The following is a 14,216-nucleotide window of genomic DNA, read 5'->3' as shown; positions in this document are numbered from 1 at the left end:
ACCACCCCCACCCACACGTTGGTGCTGAAGTACCAGCTGAACATCGACGCGGTCAGGGCCGAGGAGATCACCGCGACGCCGGTGGACAGGTCAAATTCCCCGCCGATCATCAGCAAGGACACCCCCACCGCCATGATCCCGATCGTCGAGCTGCCGTACAGAATAGTGGCCAGCGCATTGGGCTGCGTAAACGTCGGGGAAACCACTGCGAAGAAAACGAAAAGGACGATGGCGCCCACGAGGGCACCGACTTCGGGCCTGCTGAGGAGCTTCTGCAACGGGCTGCGCTTGGCGACGCGTTCATCAATCGCCGGTAATTTGAGCTTGGGCTGGGTCATGGTCATGATGATTCTCCTTGCTGCCGGGCCGGCGTTGGCCGGCCCGGCCAGCGGGCTGTTAGCGGATACCCTGTTCGGCGAACTTCAGGACTTCGGCCGCGTTGGACTGGTCGATGATGGCAGGACCGGTCAGGACGGACTGCCCGCCGCCGAGCCTGAATCCGCCGCGCTTGTTCTGCCACAGGGCATCCACCGAGCTGTAACCTTGCAGCCACGGCTGCTGGTCAACGGTGAACAGCACGCTGCCGTCGGAGACCTTTTGGGCCAATTCCTTGTTCAGGTCGAAGCTGGCAACCTTGGCGGTGCTTCCGGCGGTGGAAACGGACTTCAGGAGGGTCAGCGTGATCGGGGCCCCAAGGCCGATGATCACGTCGGCGTCTTTGGAAGCCTGCAGCTTGGCGGTTGCGGTTGATTCAACGGACGTCATGTCGGCACCGTTGACGTACAGGATTTCCGTCCCGGGTACCTTGGCCTTCACACCCGCGCACCGGGCTTCGAGGCCCACATGCCCCTGCGCCTGGATCACGCAGACCGGGTGCTTGAACCCACCCTCCGCGAGCTTTGTGCCCACGGCCTGGCCTGCGAGCTGCTCGTTGGAACCGAAGTGGGTGAACGCTCCGAGCTGCGCGGAGGCCGATTCGCCGGCGTTGAAGCTGACAATCGGAATGCCTGCGTCAGCGGCCTTCTTCAGCGCACCCTTCAACGCCTCAGGCGTGGCCAGGGTGACGGCGATGCCGTCCACCTTCTGGTCCACGGCCTGCTCGATCAGCTGGGCCTGCCGGCCGGCCTCGGGATCAGAGGTGTACAGCAGCTCGACGTTGTCCTTCGCGGCCGCTTCCTCGGCGCCCTTGCGGACGGTGTCCCAGAATGTATCACCGGCAGGAGCATGGGCGATCATGGCGATCTTGATCCGGTCGGTCGTGGCCACCTGTCCTCCGCCGGCGGCGTTGCCGGTATCGGTCGGCCTGCCGCCGGCGCTGGAACAGGCACTGAGGGCCATCATGGGAACGACTGCCGCCACCAGGGCTGCCTTCCGCCAGGAAAACTTATTCACAATTTATCTCCTTTGATAAGGGTTACGGCCCTGCCACTCTGCAGGAGCTCAAGGCCCTCTACTCAGATCATGGTGAATCAGCTCACACTTTGTCAATAGTTTGTCCTGACATTAGGATGTTTTAACGTAAAAGCACCGTCCTCGCTGCCTAGGAAACAGGCTGCGCCGTGGTGCTGCGAACAGCGAGGACGGGCTCGATCAGCTTCTGCTGGGGTCCAATAGCCGGGTCCTGAATCCGCGCCAGCAAGGTTCGGGCGGCGTCGACGCCCACCACGTCGCTTCGGTTGTCCACCGAGGTCAGGTCGAGGTAGCGGGACTTGGCTAGGGGCGAATTGTCGTAGCCGATCACGGAAATGTCCCCGGGCACCGAGAGTCCCCGGGATTTGATCGCGGCCAAAGCGCCCAACGCCATGGTGTCGTTGGCTGCGAAGACGGCCGTGGTCTCCGGATGCTGGTCCAACAGCCAGCACGCCGATGTGTAGCCGTCCTCCTCGGATGTTCCGCCGGACTCTGCGACCAGGACGTCGACGCCGGCCTCCTCCATCCGCCGCCGGAACCCGGCGCGCCGGTGGGCTGATGCGCCGTCGGACCCTGAGAGGTGGCCGATGCGGGTATGGCCCAGCCCCAGCAGGTGGCCGGCGGCCATGCCGCCCCCGCCGTCGTCGTCGTTGGTTATCAGGTCAGCGCCCGCGGGGACGCCCTTGCGCCACCCGGCCACCACCGTGGGAACCCACGTTTTGGCGAGCATGGATTCGCTGGGTTCCGCAGCAATCACCAACGCGTCCACATGCATGGCCAGCAACCCGTCCGTGGCTTCCTTGATGCGGTTTTCGCCGGGACGGGAGTCGGCCAGCATCACCTGGTACCCAAGGTCCGAGAGGACCGACTCCATACCCCTGAGGAGATCCACGAACCAGAGGTTACGGTAGTCATCGATCACCAGGCCGATACTCTTGGTGCGGCTGCTGGCGAGCGTGGTTGCGGCACGGCTGGGGCGGTATCCGAGCTCCAAAATGGCAGCCTCCACCGCTTCGCGGCGCTTGTCACTCACCTTCACGGGATTCTGCAGGACGAGCGAAACCAACGACGGCGAGACGCCCGCCCGCTTCGCTACGTCGTAGATCGTGGGGCGTTGTGCCTTGCGGCCATTCAGTGTCATCAGGAGTGCCTTTCGAGTCTGCCCTTGAGGATATCCGGAGAGTGATTGACAGGACATGCATACATGGATACGCTCGGTTCCAACGCACTAAATTGTAGCGCTACAAAATGCCGCTGGAGCTTCCCGCCGCGGCTGAATTTCAAAGGAGAAATCAATGGCTGAAAGCCTCGGCGTCGCCGTCATCGGTGCAGGCATGGCCGGCAAGGCCCACGCTTCCGCGTACCGCACCGCGTCTGCCCTCTACAGCCCGGTCCTTCCCCCGGTACGCCTGGTTTCGATCGGCGACGTCAACGCCGAATTCGGCTCGTTGGCCGCCCGCCGTTTCGGCTACGAACGCAACGACACGTCATGGCAGGCAATCGCCGAAGCCGATGACATCGACGTCGTCAGCGTGGTTATCGCCAACTCCCTGCACCGCGAAGTGGTGGAGGGCCTGCTCACTGCCGGCAAGCACGTGCTCTGCGAAAAGCCGCTGAGCGACTCCCTGGCAGACGCCCGCGCCATGGCCGAGGTAGCCCGCGCGGCCGAGGCCGGCGGAACCATCGCACGCATCGGCTTCACCTTCCGCCGCACCCCAGGCATCGCATACATCCGGGACCTGATCCGCAACGGCGTGCTCGGCAACGTCCTGCACTTCAGCGGCCGCTACTGGACCGACTACGGCTTCAGCCCCTCCGCTCCCATGAGCTGGCGCTACAAGGGCGGCCCCGGATCGGGTGCCCTCGCCGACGTCGGAAGCCACCTGACGTACATTTCCGAGTTCCTTTGCGGCGACATCACGTCGATCACCGGCGGCAGCCTCAGCACCGTGATCGATAAGCGGCCCCTGCCGCTCGCGGCTGTCATGGGCCACGACCACGCTGCCGTCAGCGACACTTTCGAAGCCGTCGAGAACGACGACTACGCAGCCTTCAACGCAGAGTTCGGAACCGGCGCCGGCAGCTTTGAAGTCTCCCGGGTTGCGGCCGGACACGCCAACAGCCTCCAGTTCGAAGTCTTCTGCGAGAACGGCGCCGCCAAGTTCGACCAGCGCCGCCCCGCCGAAATCCAGCTTTTCCTCAACGACGGCTCCGGCAACGAGAACGGCTACCGCCAGGTCATCCTCGGCCCGGGCCACCCCTACATCGCCGGCGGCCTCGCCATGGACGCCCCCGAAGTTGGTTTCGGCCAGAATGACGCGTTCGGCTACCAGGCCCGCGCGTTCCTCGAAGAGGTGGCCGGCCTCAGCGAAGAAGAGTCCCTCCCCCGCTGCGCTACGTTCGACGAAGGTGTCCGCAACATGGAACTGCTCGGCGCTGTCACCGAATCCGCCCTCAACAACGGAAAGAAGATCACGCTATGAGGCTCGGCGTCTACAACGCAATCCTGCACGACCGTCCGCTTCCCGAAGCCCTGAAGGTCATTGCCGATCTTGGCCTCACCGGGATCGAGATCAACACCGGCGGCTTCCTCCCCGCCGTCCACGTCCCCACGTTCGATGAGATCCTGACAAGCGACGCCGCCCGCGACGATTATCTGGCCCTTTTCGAGGGCACCGGAGTTTCCATCGCAGGACTCAACTGCAACGGCAACCCGCTGCACCCCAAGCGTGAAATCGGCGAGAAGCACGCCGAGGACATCCGCCGCTCCATCCGCCTGGCGCACCGGCTTGGCCAGGACCGGGTAGTCACCATGTCCGGCCTGCCCGGCGGCGAGCCCGGCGCCACCACGGTCAACTGGGTGGTCAACGCCTGGAACTCGGCGGCACTGGACGTCCTGGACTACCAGTGGGGCGTGGCCGCATCCTTCTGGAAGGAGACCGACCGCCTCGCGGCGGACCACGGCGTCAAGGTGGCCCTCGAACTGCACCCGCAGAACCTCGTCTTTAACACCGCCGATGTCCACAAGCTGATCGAGCTGACCAACGCAACGCATGTCGGCGTCGAATTGGATGCCTCCCACCTGTTCTGGCAGCAGATGGATCCGGTCGCCGTGGTGCGCGAACTCGGACCGCTCGTCTTCCAGGCAGCGGCTAAAGATGTCCGCGTCAACACCGCCAACGCTGCGCTCTACGGCGTGCTGGACAACAGCTTCCGCCGGCTCTCCCCGGAGGAAAACCGGACCAACCTCGGCGGCGACGAGTGGGCCAACGAGTGGCCGAAGAACTCCGCCTGGGACTTCGTGGCCCTGGGCCGCGGACACGACACGGCGTTCTGGACCGAGTTCCTGCGCGCGCTGCACGAGGTGGATCCGGACATGCTGGTCAACATCGAGCACGAGGACACGTCCCTGGGCCGGATCGAAGGCCTGCAGGTGGCGGCGAAGGTCCTGCGCGAGGCCGACGCCGCGCTCCGGGCGTCGCTGAACCTGACGGCCTGACCTGCCCCTAGCCCCCGACCCCGAGGTCGCCGAAACACTGCCAGCTCGCCGGAGATTTCCGGCGGGCTGGCGTGCTTCCGGCGACCCTCGGGGTCGGGGCACACACCCGAACACACCTCGGAGAGAAGGACTACGGAACATGCGGATTGGCATTGTTGGATACGGAGCAGGCGGCAGGTACTTCCATGCGCCGTTCATTGACGCCGCCCCCGGCGTGGAATTGGCTGGCATTGTGGCCCGCTCTGAAGCGAAAAAGGCGCAGGCAGAAGCTGACTTCCCGGATGTGCCCGTTTATGGGAGCCTTGCCGAGCTGCTGGACGCCGGCGTGGACGCGGTGACCATCACCACGCCGCCGCACACCCGCCATGAGCTGGTGATGGAAGCCATCGAAGCAGGCATGCATGTGGTGGCGGACAAGCCGTTCGCCCCGAATGCGCAGGCGGCGCGTGAACTGGCGGAGGCTGCCGCGCGGGCCGGCGTTGTCCTCAACGTCTACCACAACCGCCGCCGCGACGCGGATATCCTCACACTCGCCAACGTGCTGGCCTCGGGGGAACTCGGTGAGACGTGGCGGGTGCACTCCACAATGGACCAGGACAACGCTGACAGCCTTGAGCTTGGTGCCAGCGGCGGACTGCTGCGGGACCTGGGCAGCCACCTGGTTGACCAGATGCTGTGGCTGCTGGGACCGGCGAGCCACGTGCACGCGACCCTGGACTGGACGGACCGTTTCGGCGAGCGGACGGACTGCGGCTTTGTGGTCACCATGACGCATACGTCCGGAACTGTCTCCACGGTGTCGGCCAGCAAACTCAACCACTCCACCACCCGGGAGCTGCGGGCCTACGGCAGCAGGGGCAGCTACATCGCCTCCGGCGCCGACGTTCAGGCAGAGGCTCTGATGTCGGGCCGCCGTCCGGTTGAGGAACCGGCCACGTGGGGCATTGACGCGGCCGAAAACTGGGGCACGCTGTCCACGAAGGACGGCCGCGAGGCCATTGCCTCGGCGCAAGGGAACTATGCCGGTTTCTATGCCGAGTTCGCCCGCGCGGTCCGCGGCGACGGCCCCGAACCCGTTCCGGCGTCGGACGGAATCCGGACGCTGGAGGTGCTGGATGCGGCCCGCCGCAGTGCGCTGGAGAACGCGGTGATCGCCCTGTAGCACCCTCTCTCACCTAATGCGGGTTTTCCCGCATCCCTCTCTCACCGGGTGAGAGAGGGATGGTGGTTTTCCTGCGTTAAGTGAGAGAGCGTCCTGGGCCCCGCACCCGCTGGAGACAAAAACGCCCGACGCCGGCCGGCGTCGGGCGTTTTTGCGTTACCTTAGGCGGACACGCCTGAACGCTGCTTGAACAGGTGCTCCAGCTCCTCCAGGGATTTGTCCTTGGTTTCCGGGACGACGCGTTTGACCCAGACAATGGCACCCAGCTGCAGTGCCACGAAGATGAAGAACGTCGCCGAAACACCGATCCAGGAGACCATCTGAGGGAAGAAGAACCCGATCAGGAAGTTGATCATCCACAGCACAAAGACGCAGATGCCCATGGCGATGCCGCGGACGTGCATGGGGAAGATCTCCGACATGGTCAGCCATGTGACGGTGCCGATGCAGCCCTGCATGGAAGCCAGGAACGTCACCATGAACAGCAGCACCAGGTAGCCGCGCAGCGTGCTCTCCGGCAGGAGCATCGAGACGAGCGCGATGGCCGTCAGGGACGACGCCGTGCCGCACAGTCCCACGATCAGCATGGGTTTGCGGGGAACCCGCGTCATCAGATACATGCCGGCGACGACCGCCGCCACCGACGTGATGCCGTTGAGCACGTTGGCAATCAGGGCGCCCTGGTTGCCGAATCCGGACGAGGACAGGATGGACGTCCCGTAGTACATGATGGCGTTGACGCCGCTGATCTGGTTGATGATGGCCATGCCGAGGCCCACCACGAAGATCCTGCGGATCCAGGGAACGGTCAGGTCCTTGAACGTGCCCATCTTCGCCTGGTAGTCCTCGCGGGCTGCCTGCCGCACCTCGTCGAACTCCGCGGAGACGTCGCCGGCGGCGCGGGTGGAGCGGAGCACCTCGAGGACGGCCCCGAAGCGGCCGGCCGACGCCAGCCAGCGCGGGCTCTCCGGCAGGACCAGCATCCCGAACCACAGGATGACGGCAGGGAGCGTGGCGATCACCAGCATCCAGCGCCAGACGTGCGTTTCTTCGGGGAAGGCGTTGCCGAGCACCGCATTGAAGGTGAAGGCCAGGAACTGGCCGGTGACGATCATCAGTTCGTTTTGCGTGACGATGCGGCCGCGTTGGGCCGCCGGCGACATTTCCGCCAAGTACACGGGGACAATCACGGAAGCCCCGCCGACCGCCAGGCCCAGCAGGGTCCGGGCCGCGATGAGCAGTTCAGTGCTCGACGAGACGGTGCAGGCGATGGTGGCCACAATGAAGATCAGGGCCAGTCCCATAATCGTCTTGCGCCTGCCGAAGCGGTCCGAAAGCCGGCCTGCGCTGATGGCGCCGAAGGCCGCGCCGAACAGGAGCGTGGACGTGACCAGCCCTTCGGTCAACGGTGTGAGGCCGAGGTCCCGCTGCATAAACGGCAGTGCGCCGTTGATGACGCCGGTGTCATAGCCGAAGAGCAGTCCGCCGAAGGTGGAGAAGAGCGCCACCTTCCGCATGAATTTCTTGGGATTGGCCGGCTTGGTGGGGTTGTGCTTTACGCTGCCGGGGGCGTCGGATTGGACTGTGCCGGGACTCGTCATGGCTGCGTTGCTTTGGTCCGTCTTTCCCGGCACTACTTAACCTTGGCGACGTAGTTGCGCATCGTCTCCAGCTGGTAGCGTGAGACGTCCTCGGCGTTCTCGTCCTCGGCGAAGACGCTTGACACCATCACGGTGTTGTCCTTGTCCAGGAAGCCGATTTCCTTGAGCCCGCCAAAGAACTCATCCCAGTTGACGTCGCCGTCGCCGATTTTCAGGTGCTGGTGGACACGCACGGCGTTGCCGGGCGGGTTGGTGATGTAGCGCAGGCCGTGGGAGGCGTGGTGGTCCATGGTGTCCGAGACATGGACCAGGCGCAGTTTGTCCCCGGCGGCCCGCATGATCTCCAGCGGTTTGTTGCCCATGTGGAACGAGTGCGAGGCCACGTAGACCATGCCGATGTTGGGCGAGTTGAGCCCGCGGATGACGCGGATGGCGGCCAGGCCGTCTTCGACGAAGTCGTCGGGGTGCGGGTCGATCAGGACATCCAGGCCTTCACGCTCGATGATCGGCAGCAGCTCTTCCATGGAGCGGTAGAAGGCACGCTCTGACTCTTCGGCCTTTTCGGGGCGGCCGCTGAACTCGGTGTTCATGGTGCTGACGCCGAGGTCCACTGCAATCCGGATGGCGCGCTTCCAGTAGCGGACAGCTGCCTCGCGGGCATCCTCATCCGGACCTGACCAGCGCAGGACCGGCAGGACGGACGCGATCTCGACGCCGGCATCCTTGCACGCCTTGTTCATCTGGGCCACGAGCTCATCGTCGGCCTTGGGGTGGTTGTAGAACGGGATCATGTCCGCGTGCGGGGTCAGCTGCAGGTACTTGTACCCAAGATCGGCGGCCACGCGCGGAAATTCCAGCAGGCTGTGGCTGTGGTGGAACGGGGTGGGGTCCAGGGCGATTTTCATGGTCACTCCTTTGTGGTTCGGAAAACTTCGATGCTGCGTGCAGAGGCGGCCTGCCGGTCTGCTGCCGGCAGGCCGCCTCTGGTCCGACCGGCCGCTAGCTGTACAGCCCGGGCTTGCTGTTGAGCTGGACCTTGACCTTCTCGCCTGACTTCTGGGCCTCGACGCCAGCTTCGCAGCAGGCTGCGGTGGCGTAGCCGTCCCAGGCGGTGGGACCGCCGATTTCGCCACGGCGGGCAGCGTCCGCCCAGGCCTGGACCTCGACGTCGTACGCGGCGCCGAAGCGCTCCTCGAAGCCGGGCGTGATCTGGCCGCCCCAGCGGCCTGCCGACTGAACGTACGGACCGGCATCGCCGCCGATGCTCACAATGCCGTCCTCGAACGAAGCCTGCGTGGCCACCTGGTAGCCAAACTTGGCGTTGACGTAGATCTCGACGTCGGCCAGGACGCCGGATTCGGTTTCGAGCAGGACGTGCTGGGGATCGTGCTGGCCGTTCGGGGCATTGCGGGTGGCCTTGCCCAGGCGGACCTGCACGGACGTGATTTCCTCGCCGGTGAAGAAGCGGATGGCGTCGAACTCGTGGACCACGGAGTCGTTGATGAGCATCTCGTTGGTGAAGCCCTCGGGGGTGCTCGGGTTGCGGTGCTGGTGGTGCAGCATCAGCAGCTCCCCCAGTTCGCTGTTGCGGATGACCGAACCCAGAGCTGAGTATTCCGCGTCGAACCGGCGCATAAAGCCAACCTGGATGCGCTTGCGTCCCAGGGCCGTTTCGGCCTGGACAACTTTCCATGCACTTTCGGCGTCCGGGGTGAGCGGCTTTTCACAGAGGATCGGGAAGCCCTTCTCGAGGGCCTTGTACAGGATCTCCTCGTGGAGGAAGCCCGGCGTGGCGATCAGCACGGCGTTGACGTCGCCGTTGTTGAGTGCTTCGTCGGCGCTCGCGAGGGCCACTGCGCCGTCGATGCCTTCGATGGCGGCCTGCGCACGGGAGATGTCGACGTCGACGACGGCGGCCACTTCGGCGCCGTGGATACGGGTGCTGAGCCGCTTGATGTGGTCCGCACCCATGCGGCCTGCGCCGATGACGGCAACGCGGAGAATGTCAGTCATTGTTCTGTCCTTTGGTGAGGTTCGGCTGGTTACTGGACCCGCGTGCGGGAACCGCAGGAGAGCAGGTAGTTCCGGGTGCGCTTAGCGATGGGCATCGGGACGTCGAAGGCAACGGGGTACATGTCCTGCTCCACAATGCCGAAGATCGGGCGGTTGAGGGCTTCAACGGCCTCGATGACGGCACGAAGGTCCGGCAGGCCATTGGGCGGCTCGGTCATAACGCCGGCCAGGTTGGCCGCGGCCCAGGTCATGTTTTCTTCGTTGACCTTTTTCAAGACGTCAGGGTTGATCTGCTTCAGGTGCAGGTAGCCGATGCGGTCCGGGTAGTTCTTGATCAGCTCGAGGCTTGACGCCCCGCAGTACTCTGCGTGGCCGGTGTCCAGGCACAGGTTCAGGTACTTCGGATCCGTGGCGGCCAGCAGGGTTTCGATGTCCTGCTGGGCCCCGACATGCGAGTCCGCGTGGGAATGGAACTCCTGCTTCAGGCCGAAGTCCTCCAGCAGGACCTTGCCCATGCGGTTGTGGCCGGCAAACAGGTCCGCCCACTGTTGCTCGGTCAGTTCCCCGTTTTCGACGGCCTCGCCGGTGACGTCGTCGCGCCACATGGCCGGGATGACCACGATGTGCTCGCCGCCCATGGCCGCCGTCAGTTCGGCGACCTTGCGGGCCGGCTCCCAGGCCTCGTCGTATTGCTTGGCGCCGCGGTGGAAAGCCGTGAAGACCGTTCCGGCGGTGACTTTCAGGTCGCGGGCCTTGAGTTCCTCGGCCAGCCGCGTGGGATCGTTCGGCAGGTAACCGTAGGGACCCAGTTCGATCCATTTGTAGCCGGAGTCCGCCACTTCGTCGAGGAAGCGTTCCCAGGGAGTCTGCTTGGGGTCATCCGCGAACCACACGCCCCATGAGTCCGGCGCAGTTCCGATGATCAGCTTGTTCTCAGTCATTGCTGTTCCTTCTCATCGGTTGCTCCGCAACGGCCCTTTTGGACGCTCAAAACGGCGGTTACGGAGCAATCGATGGTGTTTGTGAGGGAGGCGGTGGGGGTTAGTTTGAGGGGAAGTTGTAGGAGGCACCCGAGGCGTGGGTGGGTTCCGGCCAGCGTGAGGTGACGACCTTGCCGCGGGTGTAGAAGGAGACGCCTTCGGGGCCGTAGATGTGCTTGTCGCCGAACAGTGAGGCTTTCCAGCCGCCGAAGGAGTGGTAGGCCACCGGCACGGGCAGGGGCACGTTGATGCCGATCATGCCCACGGTCACGGAGCGCTGGAACTTGCGGGCGTTGGCACCGGAGGAGGTGAAGATGGCCGTGCCGTTGCCGTAGGGGTTGGCGTTGATCAGGTTGATGCCGTCTTCCAGGGTGTCAACGCGGACCACGACGAGGACCGGTCCGAAGATTTCCTCGGTGTAAGCCGTCATTTCGGTTTTGACGTGGTCGATGACGGTGGGGCCCACCCAGAAGCCGTCCTCGTGGCCGGGGACCACGAGGTCGCGGCCGTCCACCACCATCGCCGCGCCTGCAGTTTCGGCTTCGGTGACAATCCTGACGATGCGTTCCTTGGACGCGGGCGTGATGACCGGACCCATCTCGGCCCCGGGTTCGGTGCCGTTGTTGACCTTCACGGCCAGGGCCCGCTCTTCGACCTTCTTCACGATCAGGTCAGCGGCGTCGCCGACGGCGACCGCAACCGAAATGGCCATGCAGCGTTCCCCGGCGGAGCCGAAGGCGGCGGCGGCGAGGTGGTCGGCGGCGTTGTCGAGGTCGGCGTCGGGCATCACGATCGCGTGGTTTTTCGCCCCGCCGAGGGCCTGGACACGCTTGCCGTGCTTGGTGGCGGTTTCGTGGACGTACTGGGCGATCGGGGTGGAGCCGACGAAGGAGATGCCGTCCACGTCCGGGTGGGTCAGCAGGCCGTCGACGGTTTCCTTGTCACCGTGCAGGACCTGGAAGACGCCGTCGGGCAGTCCGGCCTGCTTCCACAGCTTGGCCAGCAGCATCGAGGCGGAGGGGTCGCGTTCGGAGGGCTTGAGGATGAAGGCGTTGCCCGTGGCGATCGCCATCGGGGCCATCCACAGCGGCACCATGACCGGGAAGTTGAACGGGGTGATGCCGGCGACGACGCCGAGCGGCTCCCGGAAGGAGAACACGTCGATGCCGGTGGAGACCTGGTCCGAGTAGTCGCCCTTGAGCAGGGTCGGGATGCCGCAGGCGAATTCGATGACCTCCAGGCCGCGGCCGATCTCGCCCTTCGCGTCCGAGAGGACCTTGCCGTGCTCGGCGGTGATCAGTTCGGCGAGGTCATCCACGTGGGCGGCGACGAGTTCGCGGAACTTGAAGAGGACGGCGGTGCGCTTGGCCAGGGAAATGTCACCCCAGCTGTCGGCGGCCTTGCGGGCCGCTGCGACGGTGGCGTCCAGGTCCGCCCGGTTGGCCAGGCGCAGCTGGGCCGAGACGGCGCCGGTGGCCGGGTTGTAGACCGGCTGGGTGCGGGTGCCCTCGCCGGCGGTCTCGGCGCCGTTGATGAAGTGGTTGATGGTGGTGGTCTCAGTGGTGATGGCAGTCATGGGACTCTTCCTTGAGTAGTCGAAGGGGATGAAGTGAAGGGGCTTTAGCCGAGCAGCTTGCGCTGGCGGGCCTTGTGGTCGGTGTAGGTCGTGAAGGCCTGCTTGGTGGAGTCGAGCTCGGAGACCTGGGAGACGGGAACGTCCCACCACGACTCTGAGCTCGGGGCGTCCAGCAGCGGATCGGATTCGACGTGGATCAGGATGGGGCCGCCGCGTTCGGGTGCGGCCTTGGCGTCCCGGATGGCCTGTTCGAGTTCGGCGATGACCTTCTCCCCCGGCTCGATCCTGACCACCTTCACGCCGAGGGACTCGGCGTTCAGGGCCAGGTCCACCGGCAGGGTCTCGCCTTCGTCGAAGCTGTGCTGTTCCTCGTTCAGGGCCCGGTATTGGGTACCGAACCGCTGCGAGCCGAGGGATTCCGAGAGGGAACCGATGGAGGCGTAGCCGTGGTTCTGGATCAGGACCACAATCAGCTTGATGCGTTCGGCGACGGCGGTGACCAGTTCGGTGTGCATCATCAGGTAGGAGCCGTCCCCCACCATGACCACGACGTCGCGCTGCTCGCCGCCGCGGGCGGCTTCGGCCAGTGCCGCGCGCTTGACGCCGAGCCCGCCGGGGATTTCGTAACCCATGCAGGAGTACGCGTATTCGACGTGGTAGCCGAACGGGTCCCGGACGCGCCACATCTTGTGCAGGTCACCGGGCAGGGAGCCTGCAGCGCAGATGACAACATCCTGGGCGTCCATGGCCCGCGACGTCGCACCGATAATCTCGTTCTGGGCAGGCAAAGGGGTGAAGCGGGTGGCGAAGGCCTCGTCCACGGTAGCGTCCCAGCGCTTCTTTTCGGAGGCGATCTGCTGTTCGAGGTCTGCGCCGACGCGGTAGCCGCCGAGCGCCGCGTTGAGCTTGACCAGGGCCTTGCGGGCGTCGGCCACGATCGGCAGGGTGGTGCCGTGCTTGTACGCGTCGATCGCGGCGACGTTGATGTTGATGAACCGCACGTCCGGGTTCTGGAACGCTGTCCGCGACGCAGTGGTGAAGTCCTCATACCGGGTGCCGATCCCGATGATCAGGTCCGCGTCGGCAGCAATGGCGTTGGCCGCCGTCGTGCCCGTGGAGCCGATCGCACCGAGCGAGAACCGATGGTCCCACGGCAGGACGCCGACGCCGGCCTGCGTGTTGCCCACCGGGATCCCGGTCAGCTCCACGAACTTGGCCAGTTCATCGTTGGCGTAGGCGTACAGGACACCGCCGCCGGCGATAATCAGCGGACGCTTCGCGGCACGGATCGCCGCGGCGGCGCGGACGATGTCCTCGTCGTCGGCGTCGGGACGGCGGATCCGCCATTCACGCTCGGCGAGGAATTCCTCGGGCACGTCGAAGGCCTCGGCCTGGACATCCTGCGGCAGCGAGATGGTCACGGCACCGGTCTCGGCCGGATCCGTCAGGACCCGCAGGCCGTGATGGAACGCCGAGAACAGCTGCTCCGGCCGGGAGACCCGGTCAAAGAACTTGGACAGCGGCCGGAACGCGTCGTTGACGGTGATGTCGTAGGCGTAGGGCTGCTCAAGCTGCTGCAGCACCGGGTCCGCGGCGCGGGTCGCGAACGTGTCAGAGGGCAGCAGCAGCACGGGGAGCCGGTTGGTGGTGGCCAGCGCCGCACCGGTCAAGAGATTCGAGGAACCCGGCCCGATCGAGGTGCTGATGGCAAAGGTCTGGCGGCGGCGGGTGTGCCGGGCGTAACCCACGGCCTGGTGCGCCTGCGCCTGCTCGTTGCGGCCCTGGTAGTACGGCATGATGCTCGGGTCCAGCTGCTGGTACTGCTTCAACGCCTGCCCCACACCGGCAACATTGCCGTGCCCAAAGATCCCGAAGGTGCCCGGAATCAGCCGCTCCCGGTACTCCACCCCATTGATGGAGTCCACGGTGTACTGCTTTGACAGGTATTCGACGACGGCCTGGGCGACGGTCATTC

General features: G+C 65.2%; 11 protein-coding genes and 1 pseudogene. 3 read left to right on the top strand and 9 right to left on the bottom strand.

All coding sequences use genetic code 11. From position 1 onward, the window contains the following. The 3 genes and pseudogenes from IAQ70_RS20090 to IAQ70_RS20080 all read right to left on the bottom strand — a co-directional run. Positions 1-344 (bottom strand): annotated as a pseudogene (locus IAQ70_RS20090) (ABC transporter permease); the annotation flags it as partial. A gap of 52 nt (positions 345-396) precedes the next feature. Next, positions 397-1,392, bottom strand: coding sequence for a substrate-binding domain-containing protein (locus IAQ70_RS20085; RefSeq protein ID WP_190991571.1), 996 nt, complete (start codon positions 1,390-1,392; stop codon positions 397-399). A 148-nt stretch (positions 1,393-1,540) separates the two neighbouring features. Continuing rightward, positions 1,541-2,551 carry a LacI family DNA-binding transcriptional regulator gene (locus IAQ70_RS20080; RefSeq protein ID WP_190991569.1) on the bottom strand — a complete coding sequence of 337 codons (1,011 nt, stop codon included), beginning with the start codon at positions 2,549-2,551 and terminating at the stop codon, positions 1,541-1,543. A gap of 154 nt (positions 2,552-2,705) precedes the next feature. Here IAQ70_RS20080 and IAQ70_RS20075 point away from each other — a divergent pair, with 154 nt between their 5' ends. From IAQ70_RS20075 to IAQ70_RS20065, 3 genes are all read left to right on the top strand, one after another. Continuing rightward, complete coding sequence (locus IAQ70_RS20075) at positions 2,706-3,893, top strand: Gfo/Idh/MocA family protein (RefSeq protein WP_190991567.1); 1,188 nt, start codon at positions 2,706-2,708, stop codon at positions 3,891-3,893. After that, positions 3,890-4,909, top strand: coding sequence for a sugar phosphate isomerase/epimerase family protein (locus tag IAQ70_RS20070; RefSeq protein ID WP_190991565.1), 1,020 nt, complete (start codon positions 3,890-3,892; stop codon positions 4,907-4,909). The genes IAQ70_RS20075 and IAQ70_RS20070 overlap by 4 nt, the downstream gene beginning before the upstream one ends. Before the next feature lie 139 nt (positions 4,910-5,048). Further along, complete coding sequence (locus IAQ70_RS20065; RefSeq protein WP_190991563.1) at positions 5,049-6,071, top strand: Gfo/Idh/MocA family oxidoreductase; 1,023 nt, start codon at positions 5,049-5,051, stop codon at positions 6,069-6,071. Between the two features lie 161 nt (positions 6,072-6,232). Here IAQ70_RS20065 and IAQ70_RS20060 read toward each other — a convergent pair whose 3' ends face one another. From IAQ70_RS20060 to iolD, 6 genes are all read right to left on the bottom strand, one after another. Further along, the gene (locus IAQ70_RS20060; protein WP_190991561.1) at positions 6,233-7,672 is read right to left on the bottom strand and encodes a sugar porter family MFS transporter; all 1,440 of its coding nucleotides are present in this window, start codon (positions 7,670-7,672) and stop codon (positions 6,233-6,235) included. 32 nt (positions 7,673-7,704) lie between these two features. After that, on the bottom strand, positions 7,705-8,577 hold the full coding sequence (locus tag IAQ70_RS20055; protein WP_190991559.1) for a sugar phosphate isomerase/epimerase family protein: 873 nt from the start codon (positions 8,575-8,577) through the stop codon (positions 7,705-7,707). Positions 8,578-8,671: 94 nt separating this feature from the next. Next, on the bottom strand, positions 8,672-9,685 hold the full coding sequence (locus tag IAQ70_RS20050) for a Gfo/Idh/MocA family protein (RefSeq protein ID WP_190991557.1): 1,014 nt from the start codon (positions 9,683-9,685) through the stop codon (positions 8,672-8,674). Positions 9,686-9,714: 29 nt separating this feature from the next. Next, positions 9,715-10,626 carry a sugar phosphate isomerase/epimerase family protein gene (locus tag IAQ70_RS20045; RefSeq protein ID WP_190991555.1) on the bottom strand — a complete coding sequence of 304 codons (912 nt, stop codon included), beginning with the start codon at positions 10,624-10,626 and terminating at the stop codon, positions 9,715-9,717. Positions 10,627-10,726: 100 nt separating this feature from the next. Next, positions 10,727-12,241 (bottom strand): CoA-acylating methylmalonate-semialdehyde dehydrogenase, encoded by a 1,515-nt coding sequence (locus IAQ70_RS20040; protein ID WP_190991553.1) that lies wholly within the window; start codon positions 12,239-12,241, stop codon positions 10,727-10,729. 44 nt (positions 12,242-12,285) lie between these two features. Further along, entirely contained in the window at positions 12,286-14,214 is a 1,929-nt protein-coding gene (gene iolD / locus IAQ70_RS20035) for a 3D-(3,5/4)-trihydroxycyclohexane-1,2-dione acylhydrolase (decyclizing) (RefSeq protein WP_190991580.1), read from the bottom strand. Between the last annotated feature and the right edge of the window lie 2 nt (positions 14,215-14,216).

The sequence above is a fragment of the Pseudarthrobacter sulfonivorans genome (assembly GCF_014712225.1).
Taxonomy (GTDB): Bacteria; Actinomycetota; Actinomycetes; order Actinomycetales; family Micrococcaceae; genus Arthrobacter; species Arthrobacter sulfonivorans.
The sequence above is the reverse complement of the archived record's forward strand: the minus strand, read 5'-3'. Positions and strand labels throughout refer to the sequence as shown.

What these genes read in the sequence shown, in the direction of transcription:
- IAQ70_RS20045 (WP_190991555.1), bottom strand. Translation starts at nt 10,626, where the DNA reads ATGACTGAGAACAAGCTGATCATCGGAACTGCGCCGGACTCATGGGGC.
- IAQ70_RS20075 (WP_190991567.1), top strand. Translation starts at nt 2,706, where the DNA reads ATGGCTGAAAGCCTCGGCGTCGCCGTCATCGGTGCAGGCATGGCCGGC.
- iolD (WP_190991580.1), bottom strand. Translation starts at nt 14,214, where the DNA reads ATGACCGTCGCCCAGGCCGTCGTCGAATACCTGTCAAAGCAGTACACC.
- IAQ70_RS20055 (WP_190991559.1), bottom strand. Translation starts at nt 8,577, where the DNA reads ATGAAAATCGCCCTGGACCCCACCCCGTTCCACCACAGCCACAGCCTG.
- IAQ70_RS20080 (WP_190991569.1), bottom strand. Translation starts at nt 2,551, where the DNA reads ATGACACTGAATGGCCGCAAGGCACAACGCCCCACGATCTACGACGTA.
- IAQ70_RS20065 (WP_190991563.1), top strand. Translation starts at nt 5,049, where the DNA reads ATGCGGATTGGCATTGTTGGATACGGAGCAGGCGGCAGGTACTTCCAT.
- IAQ70_RS20050 (WP_190991557.1), bottom strand. Translation starts at nt 9,685, where the DNA reads ATGACTGACATTCTCCGCGTTGCCGTCATCGGCGCAGGCCGCATGGGT.
- IAQ70_RS20040 (WP_190991553.1), bottom strand. Translation starts at nt 12,241, where the DNA reads ATGACTGCCATCACCACTGAGACCACCACCATCAACCACTTCATCAAC.
- IAQ70_RS20070 (WP_190991565.1), top strand. Translation starts at nt 3,890, where the DNA reads ATGAGGCTCGGCGTCTACAACGCAATCCTGCACGACCGTCCGCTTCCC.
- IAQ70_RS20060 (WP_190991561.1), bottom strand. Translation starts at nt 7,672, where the DNA reads ATGACGAGTCCCGGCACAGTCCAATCCGACGCCCCCGGCAGCGTAAAG.